Origin of the sequence: Pseudarthrobacter sp. MM222 (genome assembly GCF_947090775.1) — a bacterium.
In the GTDB taxonomy this organism is placed as follows: Bacteria; Actinomycetota; Actinomycetes; order Actinomycetales; family Micrococcaceae; genus Arthrobacter.
On record NZ_OX352321.1, the window covers coordinates 2,765,934 to 2,785,907 of the forward strand.

Annotated in this window: 10 protein-coding genes; 2 read left to right on the top strand and 8 right to left on the bottom strand. The window is 60.5% G+C overall.

The window, feature by feature from the left end; genetic code table 11:
- The first annotated feature begins 384 nt into the window (after positions 1-384).
- Entirely contained in the window at positions 385-2,091 is a 1,707-nt protein-coding gene (locus OM977_RS12625) for a fibronectin type III domain-containing protein (RefSeq protein WP_442960646.1), read from the top strand.
- Between the two features lie 212 nt (positions 2,092-2,303).
- On the opposite strand, the gene OM977_RS12630 is transcribed toward OM977_RS12625, so the two are convergent.
- Complete coding sequence (locus tag OM977_RS12630) at positions 2,304-3,236, bottom strand: GT-D fold domain-containing glycosyltransferase (protein WP_264354293.1); 933 nt, start codon at positions 3,234-3,236, stop codon at positions 2,304-2,306.
- A 382-nt stretch (positions 3,237-3,618) separates the two neighbouring features.
- Between OM977_RS12630 and OM977_RS12635 the strand changes: the two genes are divergently transcribed.
- Entirely contained in the window at positions 3,619-5,976 is a 2,358-nt protein-coding gene (locus OM977_RS12635) for a CDP-glycerol glycerophosphotransferase family protein (protein WP_264354294.1), read from the top strand.
- Positions 5,977-6,037: 61 nt separating this feature from the next.
- On the opposite strand, the gene OM977_RS12640 is transcribed toward OM977_RS12635, so the two are convergent.
- The 7 genes from OM977_RS12640 to OM977_RS12670 form a co-directional block, all read right to left on the bottom strand.
- Positions 6,038-9,898 (bottom strand): CDP-glycerol glycerophosphotransferase family protein, encoded by a 3,861-nt coding sequence (locus OM977_RS12640; protein WP_264354295.1) that lies wholly within the window; start codon positions 9,896-9,898, stop codon positions 6,038-6,040.
- Between the two features lie 134 nt (positions 9,899-10,032).
- Positions 10,033-13,260 carry a bifunctional glycosyltransferase/CDP-glycerol:glycerophosphate glycerophosphotransferase gene (locus tag OM977_RS12645; RefSeq protein ID WP_264354296.1) on the bottom strand — a complete coding sequence of 1,076 codons (3,228 nt, stop codon included), beginning with the start codon at positions 13,258-13,260 and terminating at the stop codon, positions 10,033-10,035.
- A 73-nt stretch (positions 13,261-13,333) separates the two neighbouring features.
- On the bottom strand, positions 13,334-14,614 hold the full coding sequence (wecC, locus tag OM977_RS12650; protein ID WP_264354297.1) for a UDP-N-acetyl-D-mannosamine dehydrogenase: 1,281 nt from the start codon (positions 14,612-14,614) through the stop codon (positions 13,334-13,336).
- Positions 14,595-16,502: a glycosyltransferase family protein gene (locus OM977_RS12655; RefSeq protein ID WP_264354298.1), complete on the bottom strand. Its 1,908-nt coding sequence runs from the start codon at positions 16,500-16,502 to the stop codon at positions 14,595-14,597. The genes wecC and OM977_RS12655 overlap by 20 nt, the downstream gene beginning before the upstream one ends.
- Positions 16,502-17,389 (bottom strand): ABC transporter ATP-binding protein, encoded by an 888-nt coding sequence (locus OM977_RS12660; RefSeq protein WP_264354299.1) that lies wholly within the window; start codon positions 17,387-17,389, stop codon positions 16,502-16,504. Before OM977_RS12660 ends, OM977_RS12655 begins: the two co-directional genes overlap by 1 nt.
- Positions 17,376-18,263 carry an ABC transporter permease gene (locus tag OM977_RS12665; RefSeq protein ID WP_264354300.1) on the bottom strand — a complete coding sequence of 296 codons (888 nt, stop codon included), beginning with the start codon at positions 18,261-18,263 and terminating at the stop codon, positions 17,376-17,378. The genes OM977_RS12660 and OM977_RS12665 overlap by 14 nt, the downstream gene beginning before the upstream one ends.
- Positions 18,263-19,945, bottom strand: a complete 1,683-nt coding sequence (locus OM977_RS12670) for a glycosyltransferase family 4 protein (RefSeq protein WP_264354301.1) — start codon at positions 19,943-19,945, stop codon at positions 18,263-18,265. Before OM977_RS12670 ends, OM977_RS12665 begins: the two co-directional genes overlap by 1 nt.
- Between the last annotated feature and the right edge of the window lie 29 nt (positions 19,946-19,974).

Below are 19,974 nucleotides of genomic sequence, written 5' to 3' on the forward strand. Positions count from 1 at the left end.
GCTTACGAAATCAAAATGCCTGCCGATAGTACCTGGTGCGGGAGCGTCGGCCCAGGCGCTGCTTGAGATCTAACCTGAGCGCAGGCGGCTGGGCAGCGGTTCCCACATTCCAAGATATACGAAGCGGTAACGATGTACATGTTTCGACACGACTCAGGCACCAAGGGAAGGTTTCACATGTTGATGCGATTGCGAAAAGGACGGCGCCCAGGGCTAGGCGCTGCAGCGATTCTCATGACACTAGCCCTTGTGCTCGGGGTGGGCTCGCAAAGCGCTGTAGCCGCACCGGCTCCGCCCACGGGATTGAAGTCGACTTCGCAAACATCCTCGACTTACCTGAGCATGTCCTGGAACTCCGTCTCGGGCGCGGTCGGATACCGACTCATGTATTCCACCAAGGCCGACATGAGCACGCCGTTCTATCGAAACATCGCGTCCGGTCTTACCGGAGGCTATGGCGGGCTGACCCCAGCGACGACTTACTACGTCAAGATCAAGGCCCTGAACTCGACGGGCGGGGATCTCACCGCATACTCCGCCGCCGTAACGGCGAAGACGCTCCCGCCGATGCCGGCGCCGCCCACAGGCCTGAAGCCCGTTTCTTCGACCGCCACTTACTTGACCATGGGCTGGAACTCCGTGTCCGGGGCCGTCGGATACCGACTCATGTATTCCACCAAGTCCGACATGAGCGCGCCCTTTTATCGCAACATCGCGTCCGGCCTCACCGGGGGCTATGGAGGACTGACGCCGGCAACGACCTACTATGTCAAAATTAAGGCCCTCAACTCTGCTGGCGCGGACCTGACGACATATTCGGCCGCCGTGACGGCGAAAACTCTAGTGGCCCCACCCGCTCCCCCGGCAGGCCTGAAATCCACGATCCAAAGCACCACGACCCTGTCCTTCTCCTGGGGGGCGGTGCCAAACGCGCCCCAGTATCGGCTGGCGTTGAGCAGCAAAGCCGACATGAGTGCCCCGACGTACGCGACAGCCTCGACTACTTCAGGCGAGGTGCGTGGCTTGTCACCCGCAACCCCTTACTACGCGCAGGTCCGGGCGCTTTCGGCGACCGGAGCCTCAATCACATCCTACTCAACTGTCGTCAAGGCGACGACCGCGGCAGTGCCTGTACTGCCAGCTATCGCCAGCCCGCTGTCCGTTGCATCTTTCAACATCCGTTGCGCGACCTGCATAGAGGGGCTTCCGGAGGAGAAGACCTGGGCGGATCGCCGAGGAGCCGTAGTACAGACAATCGTTTCTAAAATGCCCGACATCATTGGGATCCAGGAAGCCTCACATACATGGCTGAACGATCCCCGACCGGGCGGGTACACCCAGTTTGAAGATTTGCGCGACCGCCTAACGGCCGCGGGTGCAGCGTACAAACTGACCAACTCGAACCGGAATAACTGTGTCGATTCACGGCTTCCCGCCAATTGCGTGTATGCCGATCAAGGCGCCTCGGCGGGGACGAAGATCTTCTACAACTCGAAGACTGTCAAGCTAGTGCGTTCGGGTTCGAAGATGCTCCCCGCCACTTCTGCGGCGGCCAACCCCCGTTATGTTGCCTGGGCGGAGGTAGTCCAACTGTCCACGGGTAAGCACTTGTTCTTTGCCGACGCTCACCTGGAGATCGGCAAGGAAGCTTCCGCCAACGACCTCCGTAAGCGGCAGGCCCAAGCCGTTCTGGACACCATTAAAGCCCGGAATTCGGGCAATCTGCCGGTTGTTCTCGTCGGCGATATGAATTCCAATAAGTGGACGGAGCCGTCCAACGGCCCCTACGACGTACTCACGGGCCAGGGATTAGTGGATCCCTTGGGTAATACGTACAAGAGCTGGTATCCGAGCAGCGCGGCGACGGCTGAGAAAGTTGTGAACCGGCGCATCAACAGCTGGAACGGTTTTGAACGTGCCGTCCGGCAGGGGGCCGCTGGAACTAGTGGAACCTACATCGACTACATTTTCACGTCCAAGATGCGGGTTCCCTATTACGAAAACGTCGCCAAGGTCGACGCTTTAGGCAACTATGTGGGAACGATGCCTTCGGACCACAACATGCAGTTCGCTACCGTTGGTCTGCCTTAGCCCTTCGGCATAGCGGCCCGGCGCAGGACGGCGCTGAGCGCGCTCCACAGTTCGCGCTTCTTGACGGAGCTCACGCAAATGCTCGGCTGGGTATCCAGCCGAGCATTTGCATGTACATCGGACGCGGCGGCAGGTTCTATCGCGCACTCCACAGATACCATACGGTCGGTTCGCGACCCGGCCTCGAATTCCCCCGACCATGAAGGGTCTTTTTAAGGAACTGCCCGTGTGGGCAAATGTTCCGGCGTTTTGCCCCCCTTGAAAACGTTCAGGTAGCTTGATGCCAGGTGCCCGATGTCGACCGCGTGATGGGCGCCTCCTGCCTCGGAAGACAGGTGGCCTGCCAGGACCGTGCCAGACGGCCCAAGTGCTATAAGGAATAGGTCGACATCGTCTATGGCCCTGAGCTTTTGCTTGAGTTCGGGCAACGTGGCGTAAGCATCGGCAGGTTCCGAGTCGATACGTCGTACGTCCGCGACGTTATCGAACAGTTCCGGGAGGAGTTCGAATTTGGAGCCCCTCCCCGCGATTACGCAGACCCGTTTGTTACTCCAGACGCTTCGCCAAGCCCCGACAGCTTCGTGGCCGTGCCTCTGGAAAAACAGTGGCCGGGAAACATGAGTGTTGCCCCACTTGGACTGGGATTCCTCAAGAATTGGCTTCAGAAGATGCCAATTTTCAGCAAATATACCCATCCAGAGGCGACTCGAAAAGAACGTAGGCATTGCCAGAATAATCTTCGATGAGTTTTCATCATAGGAAGTAAGCATGGCCTCGAGCTCCGCTGCAAGTGCTGGTAATGCCTTTTGGTACATCAAATCAAACTCGGGTTGAAGCATCAGCTTAATTTCGCCATCACCCCAACGCGCAACGGATTTCCCCTCCGCTACCTGCTTCACCGTTTCCATCATACTCAGCTGCCTCGACTGAATTACTGTCCTGGCATCGGCAAGGGTGTCCCGGAGCCCGATCCGTCCCAAGACCTCGAGCATTCCTCTGTGTTCCCCTGCCTGAGCCTGCAAGGCACTTAATGTCCTCGACTGCGCCTCGATAATGGAGTTTTGCCTACGAATCAGCTCGACCATCTCTTCAGTGGTTCTGCTCATCCGAGAAAGTAAAGCCTCGTTTGAAGATTCAGTTGTCATAACGTCCTTCCTCGTAGTTACCACTCACAATTCCTAGGACTGTAAGTCAGCGGATGCAGCCGTTCTTCCCAGCGGTCCCGCCGATCCACTGCCGTCGAGGCGACCCAGGCCGTGATGTACCGCTTCGGGCTATGCGAACCGCCCCAAGGCGCCATTCCCACAGACTACCCACAGGCCGCTGATACTCGAAGCCGCGACGCCCGCCACACTCCTGCGTGCCGTATCACCCACCGACGTCCAGTGCGAGTCACCTCGGAGGCAGCAACCCGGGCTCGCGCCGGCAGGGACGCAATGGCCTCCGGCCACACGGTGCGAAATCGATCCACGGTAGAATTTGGAAGCGAACAACCACGGAACCTAACCAAAGGCGAACTTTCCTAAGATGAACAAGGAAGAAACAAAGGATGCCCTTCCCGCGAGGGCCGAGCTTCGCGCGGCTGCCTGGACGGGCGCCCGGACTTACACCGTAAGACTATGGGCCTACCTGCTGTCCCCGGTGTCGAAGTCTGCAACGACGGACGTCCAGGTCTGGCTGCAGGACGACAAAGGTCGCCGGACGACAGCGCTTGTCCGCCCTTGCATCGAGCCGGCGGCCAATGAGCGTAGCTCAAACACTTCGTTTGACGCTTCAACGTGCGCCTTTGAGGCAGTGTTCGACTTTGACAGTCACCTGGCGGCGGCCACTGCGCGGGGCAGCATGCTGACCACTCATGTCGCCGTATCAGACGGCCGGCAGACGCACGAATCGAAATTGACTCATCGATACAGGTGGGGTTCGGCGGGTGCGCTGGAAGCAAACGGCTTCGACAATGGCGTCCAGGTTGTTCCTAGTTGGAGCGCCAGCGGGTTGCAATTCAAGGTTGCCCAGCGTATCGCTGTTGCCCACGCAGCGTCGCTCGTTGGCGAGGAACTCCGTCTCTGGGTTAAGTGCAGCGGGCGCTTCACGCCCGACGTGGCAGTCCTCAGAGATGATGCCGAGCGCGGGGTTGAAGCCTCGTACTTTAAACGCGAGGGCAATTGGGTCGAGATTGCATTCAACACCGCGAACCTGCCGGCCTTTGCAGCAGACGCCCAGGAAAGCTGGAGAATCTACGTCCAGGCTGGCGACAAAAGCCGACTCGTACATTGGACGAATGGCCCGTTGCAGGCAGACCACCGTGAAGACGGGCTCGTCCTGACTACCGGCCCGAGCGGTGTACTTCGCTTGGACCGCGCGCAGCACAATATAGAGGCGACGTCCATCGATTTTTACCCTCTTCCCAGCCCGCACCTAACCGTCTCAGGATCCTACGCGGGCGAGCAGTCGAAGCCGGTAGGGCTGTCACTGGACGGACAGCGAACCACCGTCCCGGGGGTACTCGTAACCAACACGGCCGGCCGCTTTATCTTTTCAGTTCCCCTGGTTAGGCCGCTGGAAGCAGGCACGGCTCCCGTACCCTCAGGCGGTTACAGGGTCAGCGTCCAGTTCAACGACGAGTCGTACGACCGCCTGCGCCCTGCCAAGCCATTAGCTGCCCGGCTGTATAAGACTCACTACTCAGACAGCCTAAACGTTCGGTTGGAGCGTTCTCCGGCGAACGAAGTCTATGTTAATGTCAGTCCCCCGCTGTCGCCATCCGAGCTCGGTGAATTCAATCAGCGAAAGATCAGTTCGGCAAGTCGTGATGGAGCCGCACTGCGAAGCGATTGTTTCTATTTTGAAAGCTGGTTTGGTAAGAACTTCTCCGACAGCCCGCTGGCTCTGTTCAATGAGGCGAAGCGGCGGCTTCCGGATGCCCGCTTCTACATTGGGGTAGCCGACCTGTCAGTTGCCCTGCCCGCAGATGCTATTCCGGTTGTGCGCAACAGCACAGAGTCGTGGAAGGCTCTCGCGGAATCCAAGTACGTAATCACAAACTGCTGGGCGCCTGATCGGTATCAGCGGCACCCGGAACAGGTCCTGGTGCAAACGTGGCATGGCACCCCGCTAAAACTCCTCGGATTGGACCGGCCGGGTGCAAGGGATAAAGCTGGCCGGGTCGCGAAGATTGAACGGGACGCTAACGAATGGAGCCTCCTGGTTTCCCAGAACCCGCACAGCACCGAAGTCTTCAAGCGAGCGTACGCCTACGCCGGAGAGATTCTGGAATCCGGCTATCCCCGAAACGATGCGCTGTTCGACAGCAGCGACCTCGGACAACAAGTCCGTGCCTCGCTGAACATTCCTTCCGGGAAAACAGTTGTGCTCTATGCACCTACGTGGAGGGAAGAAAGCGCGGGTTCACCGGACCTGATCCAAGCGGGAGCGATGGCCCAAGCGCTGGGCCCGGACTTCGTTGTGCTGCTCCGCGGTCATTCTGTGAGTCTTCGACGTGGCCATGACGTGGAAGCCGACGGCGTCATCGACGTAACGTCGTTCAACGACCCGTCTGGCCTCATGGCTGCAGCCGACGTCCTGGTGACGGATTATTCGTCCATCATGTTCGACTTCAGCGTCACCGGAAAACCCCTGGTCTTCTTTGTCCCGGACTGGGATTTCTACACCGGAGCAGGCCGGGGAGTCTATTTTGACTTGGCCGACAAGGCCCCCGGTCCGCTGTGCCGCACCCGTGAAGACGTGATCGAAGTTCTTCGAAACTTGAAAGAGTCCCGGAGTATCTACCAGGAACCTTATGCCGCGTGGGTGAAGGAGTTCAATCCCTGGGACAATCCGCGATCATCAGAAGCGGTGTTTTCCCGCATACTCGAACTGGGAAACTAGTCCGGACAAAGAAGAGCGGCTAACGGGTGCAGTATCCGTTAGCCGCTCTTCTCGTATCGCCCTATCGGGCGAGTGCGACTTCCGCTCCAACAACCCTCTCAAACTTCGCCAGGGCAGCAGCCACGTACTGTTCGGCATCAAACGTGGCGGGAGGGACTTCCCCGGCCAGATAAGCGCGCATGCCTGCAACAAGCCCATCTACCGAGTTCGGTACGAGCAGTCCGTGATCTCCGTCCGGGCCTGCGAGGACGCCCCGGGAGCCGTCAATATCCGTGGCAACGATCGACATACCCAGAACCATGGCCTCAAGCAAAACCATGGGTTGGCCCTCGTGGTTGGACGACAGGATGAAGCAGTCACTCTTACGCAGGATCGCGAACGGATTCTCCTGCATTCCGGCCAAGAAAACGGATTCTTCGAGCCCGAGATCACGGGTCAACCTCCGCAGCTCCCCTGCCAGAACGCCGTCACCTATCATCACGAGTCGCGTATCAGGAGATTCGTTAACGATCTTTTTGAATGCCCGCAATAACTTGGCATGATCCTTTTCAGGAGATAGCCGCGCACTGATGGTGAAGACCTTGCCCGGACCTGTCATCCATTCAATTACAGGAGACACAATCGATTCGGACGCTTTAGCGAGGATTTTACCTGGAAGAATGACGTTCGGGGTGAAGTCAAACTTCTCCTTTGGAATGTCGAAGCTGTCCGACAACTTTGAGGCATTGACCTCACTCAGGGCCTCCGACACCGATATGACCCCATCAAACTCGCGGTAGAGCGCAAACATCTCACGCAGGTAGGGGTACTTTGACTGGTTCTCGGCCAGCATATCGTTGTGCAGGAATATATCGCTAGTATTCGCGTCGCTACGGCCGCCAAGGAGGATCGAAGCCATGAAGGGAGAATAGCCGTCAAACTCCACTAGGGCATCGAACGCGGACTTCCCAAAGAGACGCCGGAATTCCCGGTTGAAGGCATTGAAATATATCTGCCTTTGCTCGTCGGTGGAAAAGGTGTTTGAGCGTTTAAAGGCTGACATTATCCAACGCTCCTCCACGCTGGCAATCTGTCGCCCCACCCGACCCACGGTGCGAACGTTTTCCGGAAGCGACTTGAACGCAGCCAGCCGCTGGGGGTCGTCCGACACCCCGGCCGCGTCGATGAGGAGTGTCAGGGTATGCCGGTCAGTATCAAGCGCTTCCAGCAGATTGAGCAGGGAAGCAGTCATCCCGTTCGGGTTCATTCCGTGCCTGAAGAGCAGCGAGCTTTCCTTCTTGGGGAGAATCACGTCGTGCTGTGCGTCGTTTTCGAAGTAAAACGCTACGGCCCGATCTGCCGCCAGACCGTCTTCCGCAGGTGTGAAGCGTGCCTGGTTCGCCGCATATGCCGGATGCCTTTGCTCTGCAGCCAATCCGTTGCGCACCCCTGCCAGAACTTCGTCGACAGTGCTGCAGACGGGACCTGGAAGGCCTTCCATATCGAAGTACAGCCCACGCTCGGCCGCATACTCGTCCTGGTCCGGGGCGTACAGCACCACAGGCCGGCCAGTCGCCATGAAGTCGAACACGACGCTTGAGTAGTCCGTTATGAGGACGTCAACGACGGAAAGTAGATCGTTAGTAGTCAGGCTCCGCGGAACGACCGCTATTGGCTTGTCGCTCCCAACCAATAGGTCCTCGGTGTAGTGGTGGGCACGTACCAACAGGTGAAAATCAGATGCCGAAGCCAACGCTTCGATGTCTTGAGCCATCGCCTCTGAGTCCAGTACCTTTGCGTTCATGCTGCCCCGCCAGGTAGGCGCGTACAGCACGACAGGCTTGCGTCCTTCGGGGTCAATACCCAGCACGTTAAGGACGGACTCACGGTGCGCCGCCGAAGAGTTAAGCGTTTTATCGATCCGAGGATAACCGGTGAGTGCGACGCGCCCGGTGAAGATCCCGTCCACGCCAAACGCACGGGTGAGCACATCAGTCGTGTGCTCGTTCGGGCTGAGAAGATGCGTGGCCTGAAGCAGGTTTCGAGTCACATTGGCATGTTCAAGGGCAGAGCCTTCGACGTCCGTGCCCATCTTCTTCAACGGTGTCCCGTGCCAGGTATTCAGGTAAGACTGCCCGTCTTTCCGAACGAAGTAGGAAGGAAAGGTCGAGTTGTTGATGAGGTATTCGGCGGTCGCGAGGTATTTCAGGTACAGGTCCGACTGCTTCACTACGATCCGGACGTTCTCCCTGCCCAAGAGGCTGGCAGGTAGTGTCACTTCCCCGTTTGCCACAGTCCAAATATGGACGTACCCGGAGTACTTTGGATCGTCGACGATTGTTTCGTACATGGACAGGGGGTTGCAGTCGATAGACGTCCCCAAGTTGCTTTCATACAAAATGGTGTTCGCTACGAGCGGCAGGCTCTCGTAGTACTCAACGTATTCGATGACCGTCTTCACAGCGGCCGACTTTGAATAGCTCTGCTCGCTTACGCCATACGGACGTGCGAAGATCCGGCTCTGCCGAAAGGCATCGCACGCCTCTTCTAGCGCTCCGGCCTTGGCCAGGGCAAAACCCAGCCGGTTGTACCATCCTGATCGGTGATCGTTGCTCCGCAGAACGGCTTGGCTATAAAGCTGGGCTGCCGCCGGCCAGTCCCCAAGCTTCTCAGCATCGGTTCCGACATCGAAATACGACTTGGCGTCCAACTTGCTCTTGATTGTTCCGGCCAACTGCCTGACCGAAACCAGGAGCCTCTCATGGACATCGGTCCTGTTTGCTTCACCGGAGTCTTCAAAAATTTGATCCACCGGTGCCAGTCTTGCTGCCGCGACATAGGATTCAACAGCTTCCCCGTATCGGCCCATCTCGTGAAGGACATATGCCAACCGAAATTGCCAGTAGGGTTTCTGCGAGTCACTCACGCGCAGCGCTTCCGCATACGCGTCTGCGGCTTCCTGGTAGTGGTGAAGTCGCTCTTGGGCAAAACCGAGCCGGTAGTGCCAATATGCTTCACCCGGCTTCAGGGCCACAGCAGCCTCATATGCGGAAACGGCTTCAGCCCATTTATAGCAGCGATCGCTGGCAAAGCCGTGCCGGTAGTGCAGCTCGGCATCCAGTGGCTTGTCCTTGAGCTGTTCCAGATATGCGGCGGCAGCACTGTCCCAGTCCCTCAAGGCCTCAAAGAAGACGCCATGCCCGAAGCGCCCCGCCTCCAGCTCCCGATCAGCAGACACAGCGCGGCTAAACCATCCTTGTGCCGCGGTAGGGGCAATTGTTCCCGCATGGGCGAGTCCCGTAGCGAACAGCAGCCTGGCATCTTTGGGCCGCAGCCGAACTGCGCGCTCGTACAGCTCCGACGCCTCCGAAAAGCGCTCCATTTCAAAGTAGGCGCGGGCGAGCTTCACCAGCCAGTCTGCATCGTCCTGGTGGAGGGCAAGTCCATCCTCCAGTGCCTCGACTTCTTGCCAGCGGGCCGCGCCTTGCCCCAGTTGCTTTCCCAGTGCCTTGTGGAACTTCGCTTGACTCGGGTCCAGACGCACAGCAGTGCGCAGCGACTCCTGTGCGCTCAACTTTTCGCCCAAGGCCTGTTCGCACTGGGCCTTCCGGTAGAACCATTCGGCGCGTTGGGGTTCGAGATTGGTGGCGTGCGTGTATGACTCCAGCGCTTCGGCCCACATCCGCTCGCGCTCGTTGATGAACCCGAGACGGTAGTGCCAACTGGCGACCTTCGGGTTTAGCGCGACCGCTGCCGAAATGTACTGCTTGGCGCGCGCGAGGTCCTCCAGACGGAAGTAGGCGTGGCCGAGTTTGTATGCAACCCGGGCATTACCGGTCCCCCCCTGATCCCACAGCCGCTGATAGACGGAGGCAGCCATCTTCCAGTTGCCGCGTTTCTCGAACTCGCGACCGCCCCAATAACCGAATTGCCAACCAATCATCAATTTCCTCCATGTTGTCGAACCGCCGAGCAGGCACACTGTCGGCCCTGTCCATGCCTAAGTTTACGGTGCCGGAAATGCAGACTTTGGGATCGCGCCGGCCGGTTTGACAAGCAGCCGAGACGAGCCCCGGATCAGTCCCATTGGCTTGGGGCTGCTGCCGAGGGCCAGATTGTTGCTAGGACCCTGTCCGTTGCCGCGCCGTCGTCCAGTGCCGCGTAGTTCGCTTTGAATCGTCGATAGGATTCTTCGCTCGATCCATCCCCGGCGGCCAATATCGCGGCACAGAGCTGGTCGGTGTCCGCGCAAAGCGGTCCTGGGGCTATCGCTTCCCAGTCCAGATAAAGACCCCGGGTCTCGTCCCGGTACTGGTTCAAATCGGGAACGAGGAAGAACATGGGCTTGCCCGTGACGCAGTAATCGAAAGATATCGAGGAGTAGTCGGTCACCAGGAGGTCCGACACCAAAATAAGATCGTTGATTTCCGGATACAGGGAGACATCAATCACGTTCGCACCAACTTGCGTGGACGAGGCGCCGGCCACGTTGTGGTGCCCGCGAATCAGGAAAACATAATTTGATCCGAGATTCCGTCCCGCCCTCGAGAAGTCCAAATGGCTCACTAGGCGATGCCGCTGTGATCCGTCCCGGGCATCATCACGCCACGTTGGGGCGTACAAGACAACAGTCTTGTCTTGAGTTATCCCCAGCGTTTGTCGAAGCCGCTCTGCTGTGTTCTCCCTGCCCGGGCGAACCAAGACGTCATTACGCGGATAACCTGCGGTCAAAACATTCCCGTTGTAGCCGAACGCCTCAGGTAGGATCTTTGACGCGAAATCGTTCTGGGCGAGAAGAACGTCCCACATCTGCCCTTCCCGTTCCATGGTCCGCCGGTACGACGCAGAGAGATGACGGTTGGGGGCGTGCCGCGCTAGTTTCTTCAGCGGCGTTCCATGCCATGTCTGGACGTATCGTTGTCCTTCGGATTTTTTGAAGTAGAACGGGAAATTGTTGTTGTTGACCACTGTCCCAGAGGTCTTCAGCCTGGCGAACCATTCCCGCGAGCCTCGAAGGACGGGGACGGCATACGTCGGATATTCGACCGAAAAGTCATTTATGGACCAGTAGATCGGCACTTCCGGGGACTTTTCGTGCAGGGCGTCTGAGAGGGCGCGCGGACTGTCAGTGCAGGTCTTGCCTGAGAAACTTTCAAACAAGACGCCTTCAGTAAGGGCATGGAAACCCGCCGCCCGCACATATTCATTTCGGAGCCGACGCTGGTTGTACTTACCCCGCTCCCCGCTTTCCAGCGGAGGTGCAATTCCAACGGCGCCAGCTCCGGACTGGGCCCGAAACACCGTAACTGTTGCAGAGGGGAATCCCTGTTCCAGGGGAAGTTGGCTGGCAAGCGAATCGTCGACCTTGACCGGCAGCGACGATTGGCTGATGGCTTCGCCACCGTCGGCATAGCGGAGCGTATAGGCACCGGGAAATGGCGCAGCGGCCACCTTGCCCCAGGTGACCTGCTTCAGGGAGAAGGTAAAGATCCGGGAGTCCGGGCCATTCTCGTCGATCGAGATCGGGCGGACAATGTTTCTTGCCGTGACCAAAGCCAGGTCCAGTGCCTGCGCCCTTGACGGTATTGCCGGCGGGATCCTCAGACTGATGCTGAACTGCCCTCGGAGCTCATCGAATGCGACATCCGTAACCACGGGGCGTGGGGTTGCAGAGCCGGCTAGGACGGCGCTGGAACCCTTGGAAGGAAGGCTTAGAACATGGCTGTGTTCATAAATTTCTTGGGCCACGGCTAGCTGGACTGCCAGTTCAACCGTTGTCGTTCGTCGGACCGGGAGGAGGTCAGCTTCGATGCTGCAGGTGAAAGCGGCGGCGGAATGGCGGGCATAGGGATCGTTGCTGAGCATATCTATCCGGGGATCCTCACAACGTTCCACGTCGACATTCCGGAGGTTCCCTGCATCGTCCTTTATCTGGACAGTGATTTTCCCGGGATAGATTGCAGAGTCAAGTCCGGGCAAGTAGAAGTGGCCGCTGACCATCAGGGCACTGCGGTCAGACCATCCCCGGCTGCTCACGTCGGAAACAGGCGTCAGTGCTGACGCGGGGAATTCCAAGAGTTCATCCGGATACGGCGTGCTCAGCTGATCCAAATATTCAAGCCGAGCCATCAATCGGTTGTCCCGTATCCGGGTTTCAAATCCTGTGCCGTTTTCGGAGCGATGGATGAGTGCATGTTCGAGGTCCGCACGAGCTCCTAATGCCGTCAAGCTACCTAAAATCTGCTCGTGCGGACCAATGTTCTTGATCACGGCGGCGGCAAATTCCATGCCCACGCTCTGCACCGAGGCAAGGATTTGAGACAGGCCGACATGGAGGGTGTGCCAGTAGTCCCCATCCGCGTAGGGCACCTGCTCGAAGTACGGCACGAGGTCCGAGCCGAGGACTCTCGTGAACCACGGCATCAGCACGTCGGGCCCACGCTCCGCCAGCAGCAGCTGGCTGACCGAGTTCACAACATCTAATCGGTCCGCCAGGTCGCGGATCGAGTGCTTGCCCTGGGTAATGGAGGTGCCGTCCTGGCGCAAACGCCAGCTATAAACAACGTCGGGAATGATGTCGAACGCATTGGCCCTTGCGTAGGCCCGAGCCGTGGTCTCCTGATCCTCGTAGAGGACATCCTCGGGTATGGTCGCGACCGCAGAATCCCAGAAATCCTTGCGGAACATTTTGTTCCAAAGGAAGACATCCGAAATGATTTCAGGGTAATCGGTGAGGCCGATTCCGGTCCTTGGGACTGCATGGAGCTTCTCCATCATCCGCACACCGGTTCTCTTGCGCCCCACCAGCCGGTCCGACGCCCCGACCACGAATTCGGAGAAGGTCTCGTGCAGCTTCGTGATCATGATCCGGTAAGCGTCGGCGGCCACAATGTCATCAGAATCCGCGAACACGATGTACTTGCCCGTTGCTTGTTCGAGGCCTGCATTGCGTGCCCTGCCGTTGCCGCCGTGCGGGACGGCGAGGATGCGGATTCTACGGTCGCGGCGGGCGAAGTCCTCCACGATTGCACGCGAACCATCGGAAGAACCGTCATCAACAACGATGATTTCCAGGTACGGGTAGCTCTGGGACACGATGCTGGCAAGACAGTCAGCCAGGTAGGGCTCGACGTTGAATGCAGGCACGATCACGGACAGTCGCCCCAGGTTCTGCGGACGGCCGACAACGAAGCGCTGCAGTCGGAACTTGTCGGCCGGATGCATCCCGCTGCCGACGCGGTAAGCGAGACTTTTGAGCCGGCGAGCCAGCCCCCAGCGGGACCTTCCAGCGCCAGTCAAGTCCATAATTACGCGAGGCCTTTCTTGCCGAGTATCAATGTTCTGCATACCGCCGGAACGAAGTCCAGGGATGCCGCGCTCAGCGCCAGAAGCCTCGGGTGTCGATGAGCCGCTTGCCCTCCAGGCTGGCGGGCTCGATCTCACGGAACTTGTCGTGATCGACCAGGAGCACCACCACCTGGGCGGCCTCGATCGCAGCATCCGTTTCCTCGAGCCGGATATTGGGGATAGCAGCGAGTTCCTGGGGCAGCTTGTTTTTGTGCGGTGCTGCGACGCGGATGTCGGCATCCGGATGCAGCGTGGCGACGCGTCGGACAATTTCCATGGCCGGGGACTCGCGGACGTCGTCGATGTTGGCCTTGAAGGCAAGGCCGAGGCAGGCGATAACAGGGCGGTCGATGTCGCTGACGGCTTTCCGGATCTGGTCAACAACGTAACCAGGCTTACCGTCGTTGACCTCGCGGGCCGTCCGGATCAGGGCAGAGTTTTCGGGATCCGCCGCCACGATGAACCACGGGTCGACGGCGATGCAGTGGCCGCCGACTCCCGGGCCGGGCTGGAGGATGTTGACGCGGGGGTGGTGATTCGCCAGGCGGATAAGCTCCCAGACATCAATGTCCAGGCTGTCGCTGATGACCGACAGTTCGTTCGCAAAGGCAATGTTAACGTCGCGGTAAGCGTTCTCAACCAGTTTGGACATCTCCGCGGTTGCCGCGTCTGTCAGGTGGATCTCGCCTTGGCAGAAAACCGCGTAAAGCGCAGCCGCGGCCTCGGCGGCCTCGGTGGTAAGGCCGCCTACCACCCGGTCGTTGGTGACAAGTTCAATCATGATCCGGCCGGGCAGTACCCGTTCGGGGCAGTGTGCCACGAGCAGTACCGGCTTTCCGTCCTGGCCATCAAGGCTGAGGTCCGGGCGCATTCCCAGAATCAGCTCTGCAAGCCGGCGGGTGCTTCCGGGCGGGGACGTCGATTCCAGGATCAACAGTTCACCGCCGCTGAGCTGCGGGGCGATGGCCCGGGCCGCGGCAGCGATATATGACATGTCGGCTGACTTGTCGGCCTTGAACGGCGTCGGAACGGCGACGATGTAGGCGTCCGCGCTGGGGGTTTCGAGCTGAGCCCGAAGCCTCCCCTGGCTGACCGCCCCCGCGACGTGGATGCCCAGGTCGGGTTCCACGAACGGCACATCGCCGTTGTTGATGGCTTCCACCGTCTTTGGATTGAGGTCGACGCCGATGACCTCGAGCCCGTTGGTCGCGAGGATGGCCGCCGTGGGCAGTCCGATGTAACCGAGTCCGACGACGGCGACCGTTTTGATCGAAGCCTCAGTCTCGGCAGCCCTAGATGTCAACATGTTCATTTAACTTTCCATAGAATTTGAGGTCTCCGGAGGCAAGCAATTCCGCATCCTCGACCTGCCAGGTGTGTCCATCACCGGTGCGGACCTGGAAGTAGTTGAAGCGGTCCGCCGAGTAGATGATCTTACCGGCCTCATGGGCTGCCCGCAGAAACCCGGTGTCCTCACCGACCGTAACGTTGGCGAAGGGGTGGTCGGTGAACACGTCCCTGCGGGCCATGATCGTCGGCCCCATCACGAAGTCGGAATACCGGTGTTCCCGGGCCGCGAACCGCAGGATGGCCGCATTCGACGTCTCAAGGTGCATGTAATGGGCCTGCTTCCCCACGATGTCGGCGCCTGAATAGGACAGGGCATGGAGCTGGTCGCTCAGGTAGTGCGGCCCGTAGTGGTCGTCATCGTCCATTTTGGTGAGGACCTGCCCGCTGGCAGCGGCCACGCACCTGTTCAGGCACTCCCCCAGAGAGACGTCCCGGGGCGCCTCGAGGAGCATGACGTTCCGGAGTCCGTACTCCTCGCAAAGTCCGGCCAGGCGTTCCGCCGGAAGCTGGAATCCGTGCGTGAGCAGCACCAGTTCAGGCTCCACTCCGCGTTGTTCTGCCAAGGTCCGGAATACGCTTTCGAGGTTCTGGGGCCTGATGGTGGGCAGCAGCACCGAGATGGTAGGCCGCGTCACGCCGGAGCCACGTCCCGGCAACGCGTGCTGCAGCACGGTGTCGGCCCGGTGAGCATAGGTGTGGGTCGTCCAGATGGTGCGCTGGGCCAGGTGCGCCGTGCGGTCGTTGAGTTCGGGGTTGGAAACCAGGGCCCGGGTGAGGTGCTCGGCTTCCTTGCGGGTGGCAGCCACCGGCACTGCAGCCGCGGAGAAAAACTTCCCCATCGCCTCGCTGGGCGCAGTGACAACCGGTGTCCCCGACGCCGAGATTTCAAAGATCCGGCGGGCGCACATGCTCGGTGAATCGACGACGGAATTGACGTTGAGGAACACCTTGTACGCCTTGTAGGCGGAAAGCGTCTGGGCATAGGTCAGCGACCCGACCACCCGCGTGTCCAGCGGAGCGGGGAACTGGTATTCGGCGTTGCCGCCAAGCTGGCGGGAAAAGATCTCCAGCCCTGTTTCCATCCTGGCGGAGGCATCGAGCGCGCCGCCGAGGAGGTAGTCCATCTGGGCGCGGCGTTCGGGGTACTTGTGGGCGAAGTACATCCCCGCAAACGCGACGTCCCTGCTGTGCCGGCCGTGGGCGGGGCGCACCGGGTTGTGGACGGCAGGCTGGGCCGCGAACGGAAGAACAGCTATCCGTTCGTGCCCCAGATCCACTCTGTACTGAGGGATGCGGCCGGAATCCGAGGTGAAGACCTGGTCAAAGAGGCGGGCCGCCGGCAGGAAGTCGTCATAGTGTGGCGGGTCTTCCTTGTTCCAGAAAACCGTAGGGATCCCTTGTTCCCGGCACCATTCGAGGAGCTCCCGGAACTCGTCGCTGGGTCCGTTCGGACCTGTCAGCTTGCCGCGCCACAGGCCGCCGTTTCCGGCCCAGGCGGACTCGACGAACAGCAGGTCGAGTTCTCCGGCTGCGAGATCGCTGCGCCAGGTGTGGGGGTGGACAGGGCTCGTGGTCCATTCGTAGCCGAAAGCCAGCGCGGAGAAGTCGTCCAGGATCACCGCGGCCCGCACGTCGCTGCCGGACGGTTGCGGCAACGCCAGATCGGCCGGCGCCAGCGAGAGGCGCTTCTTGCGCCCCCGTCCGGTCCAGTCGGCTTCAACACCCTGAACGTTGCGCGGTGCGGCGAAGCCCAGCTCTGTCCGGCGGCGCGAACGCCAGGTGCTGAATTGGGCGGGTCCGCCATTGCGAAGGTGCCACAGTCCCGTCCTGATGTCCCGCAGGACCGGCATCAGCCTCGGCTCCGGCGTGATGACCGCCCACGGACCTCAGTGGCCACGAGGTTGGCTTTGGCGTCGTCGAGGATTTTGGTTGCTGAAATGTTGTTGCCTTTGGAGAGGTGACGGGTGAAGTCCTGGTAGGCCTTGATGGCTTCGTCCGGCTCGCCGTCCATGATCAGGTCGCCTTTGTCCAGCCAGATTACCCGGGTGCACATATCTTTGATCGTGTCCAGGCTGTGGCTGACCAGGAAGACACAGCCGGCTTGTTCGCGAAGCTCATCCATCCGCAGCTTGCTGCGGTCCGCAAACTGGGCGTCTCCGGTGTTGAGGGCCTCATCCACCAGCAGAATTTCTGGATCGACGCTTGCGGCGATGGCAAAGCGGAGGCGGGATGCCATGCCGGACGAGTAGGACTTCATCGGCAGGTGGATGGATTTTTCGAGCCCGGACAGCTCTACAATGCTGTTGAACTTTTCGTCCACCTCGTCCCGGCTCATGCCCATGGCGAGGCAGCCGAGGATCACGTTCTGGTCGCCGGAAAGGTCCTGCACCAGGGCGGCATTAACGCCGAGCATGATGGGGGTGCTGGAGGCGTACACGGCTCCGCCTGATGGTTTGGACTGGCCGCTGATGATCTTCATCAGCGTGCTCTTCCCGGAGCCGTTCCTGCCAATGATGCCCACGGACTCGCCGCGTTCAACCACGAGTGACAGCTTATTCAGGGCTTGCACGATGACCATGTTCGGCTTGCCGGCTGCCCGGCGCAGGAAGCGGCGCTTAGTCCGTTTTGCTTCAACTTCCACTGCAGCACTGGATGCCACGCGGTACCGCATCTCGACGGCGTCGACCACCACGCAGGGATGTCCCTCGATAAAGATTTCCCGCTCACCCGCGTCCATAGGACTCCTCCCCTTTCCAGAAATAGACCAGGCCGATGGCAAGCGCGCCCAGAGCCCAGGCGGCAAGAATTGCCCACGACTGCCACTGCGGCACCCTGGCATAGAGGACACAGTCCCGGACGATGTCGATCACGTTGAACAAGGGATTAAGCTTGATGGCGGCCAGCACCTCGGGATGAGTGACGAAGCGGTCGTAGGTGTAGAAGATTGCCGATCCGTACATCCAAGCGCGAAGGACAAAAGGAAGCAGATGCGTGACGTCATGGACCCGGGAGATGATCCGGGCCAGGATGAGGCCCACGCCAAGGTTGAACAGGAACTGCAGCATGATGGCTGGCACCACCAGGATCCAAAGCCAGGTGATTTCCTCGGCGGGCGGCAGAACCACCACAATCAGCAGCATTGCCAGCATGAGTGGCACCGCGGCCAGCAGCTCCCTCACGTTCGCGCCGATGGGTAGCGCGGCACGCGGGAAGTTGAACGCTTGCACCACGGACTTGTTGTTCCGGATGGAGCGCGCACCGGACGTGATGGCACCAGAGCTGAACTGGAACACAAAGATTCCCACCACGAGGTAACCCACGAAATTCTCGATACCCCGGCTGGTATTGAGCAGCAGTCCGAAGATCAGGTAGTAGGTCAGCCCATTGAAGATGGGATTGAGAAGCAACCAGGCACTGCCGAGGCGGTCGCGGCGCGTACCGCTCTGAACACGGGCACGGGCGTCATAGAAAATGAACTGCCGGAAATCCCAAAGCTGCACGAGATAATCCAGGAAACTAGGCCGCGAACCGACACGGGTCAGCCGCCGCATATCCACGGAGAGGGGCTGGACGGCCACCGGCTCCGGGTCTATCGCACTATCTGCGGACACTACTCGTTCTCCTCATTTTCGTGGTGCAGCCCAGCGTAACGCGTGGCCAGGGCGCGGGCGTTGGCCGCCCACGTCCTCTCAGCCAGAACTGCGGCACGGCCGGCGTGCCCCATCGATGCCCGGCGGCCCCGATCGGAGAGCAGCGCCGAGATCATCTCTGCAAGTTCATGTGGCGAGTCGGCAGGAGCCAGAAGCCCGTTGCCGCCGTCGTCTATTATCTCCCGAAGCGCGGGCAGGTCGCTTCCAACCACCGGCCGGGCACTCGCGAGAGCCTCGACAGGTTTGAGCGGGGTCACCGCCCGGGTCACGTCCAGGTCCTTCCGCGGAACAACAAAGACGTCCAGCGCCTGGTGATACAGCGGGGTCAGATCACGCGGCACCCGTCCGGTGAAAACGGCCTTCCCGGCCAGTCCCAGCTCACGGACCTGCTCCCGAAGTGCGGGCCCGGCCACGCCGTCCCCGACGATCAGCAGGCGCAGGTCCGGAAATTTGGGCGCGAGGATCGCGAAGGCGCGAACAAGGTCGTCCAGCCCTTCGTACCCGACGAGGCTGCTGACGGTGCCGATGTAGAGGCCGGCTTCCGCCAGGCCGAGCTTACGGCGCGCGCTGCCGGTATCCTGCGGCTCCTCAAGGAAGGCACCGCCGACGGCGTTCGGGGCAATGAGGATTTTCCGGGGATCGATGCCCGCCGCGACGATGTTGGCTTTCATGGCATCTCCCAGCGTCACCACCAGGTCCGCGTCGCGCATGACCTCGGTTTCGCGTTCCTGGAACAGCCTGTACTTTTCGCTGTCCCGGGCCTCGGGTCCCCGGGTGGCTGCCCAGGTGTCCGCCAATTGTCCGCGGACTTCGTACACCCACGGAATTCCCAGGGCCTCGGCCACCACCCGGACCACCAGTCCGTTGACGAAGTGCGTGGTGGTGTGCAGGACGCTTGGCTTGAATTCAAGCGCCACCTTCAGTAATTCCTCGGCCTGCTGCTGCAGGCGCGCATCCATTGTCGGTGCCAGCCGCGACGGAAGGAGCCGCCGGTAGTGGACCCCGTCTACGACGTCGCTGGCCCGGGCGAGGAGCTTACCTACCTGCACGGGGTACGCGAGCCGGGTGACTGCCAGCACTTCCCAGCCTGCATCCTGCTGGGCGGCCATAATGGAGTGGGACCGCTGGGCATAGCCACTCGCCGTGTGGGGCAGAGAGTTGGTCAACAGGTGCAGCACGCGTCCGGGAACCGGGGTGAATTCCCACCGGCTCAGGGAAGGAGCCGTGCCCGTGAACAATGCGGCCTCGCCGGCCAGCCGGGATCGCTGCCGCCGTCCCGCCGGGCCGGCCCCGTCGAGAACCGCAACGGCGCCCGTCAGGTGCCCGTCGTGCCACAGCCTGCGGGCCCGCGCAGACTTGAGCCCGGCCGAGTTGCCGGCCGCGGACAGAAAGGCATCGGACATTTCCAGCCGGTTGGCTACCAGCGCGATGTCCGCCAGCTTGCTGGCCTTCTCCCCCACGACGTTCCGGTCAGCGGCGAGGCGAAGGCGGCGGAGGACGTCGTCGTCGTCTCCGCGGATGAGCGACGCGAGCAGTACGGGTACCGCCGTCGAGTCTTGGCGTGCCACTGTGCCGGCGAGCCGGGCAAGGGGACGAACCAGCGAGGCCGGGAGCCGGCGGGAGAGCTGAAGGAACAACACCATCGGATCGTCCGTGAGGTGTTGCCCTACCG

Bases quoted from the DNA above. Each gene is read 5' to 3' on its own strand.
- OM977_RS12630 (WP_264354293.1), bottom strand. From the start codon at position 3,236: ATGACAACTGAATCTTCAAACGAGGCTTTACTTTCTCGGATGAGCAGA.
- OM977_RS12645 (WP_264354296.1), bottom strand. From the start codon at position 13,260: ATGGACTTGACTGGCGCTGGAAGGTCCCGCTGGGGGCTGGCTCGCCGG.
- OM977_RS12660 (WP_264354299.1), bottom strand. From the start codon at position 17,389: ATGGACGCGGGTGAGCGGGAAATCTTTATCGAGGGACATCCCTGCGTG.
- OM977_RS12655 (WP_264354298.1), bottom strand. From the start codon at position 16,502: ATGCCGGTCCTGCGGGACATCAGGACGGGACTGTGGCACCTTCGCAAT.
- OM977_RS12625 (WP_442960646.1), top strand. From the start codon at position 385: ATGTATTCCACCAAGGCCGACATGAGCACGCCGTTCTATCGAAACATC.
- OM977_RS12670 (WP_264354301.1), bottom strand. From the start codon at position 19,945: ATGGTGTTGTTCCTTCAGCTCTCCCGCCGGCTCCCGGCCTCGCTGGTT.
- OM977_RS12640 (WP_264354295.1), bottom strand. From the start codon at position 9,898: ATGATTGGTTGGCAATTCGGTTATTGGGGCGGTCGCGAGTTCGAGAAA.
- wecC (WP_264354297.1), bottom strand. From the start codon at position 14,614: ATGAACATGTTGACATCTAGGGCTGCCGAGACTGAGGCTTCGATCAAA.
- OM977_RS12635 (WP_264354294.1), top strand. From the start codon at position 3,619: ATGAACAAGGAAGAAACAAAGGATGCCCTTCCCGCGAGGGCCGAGCTT.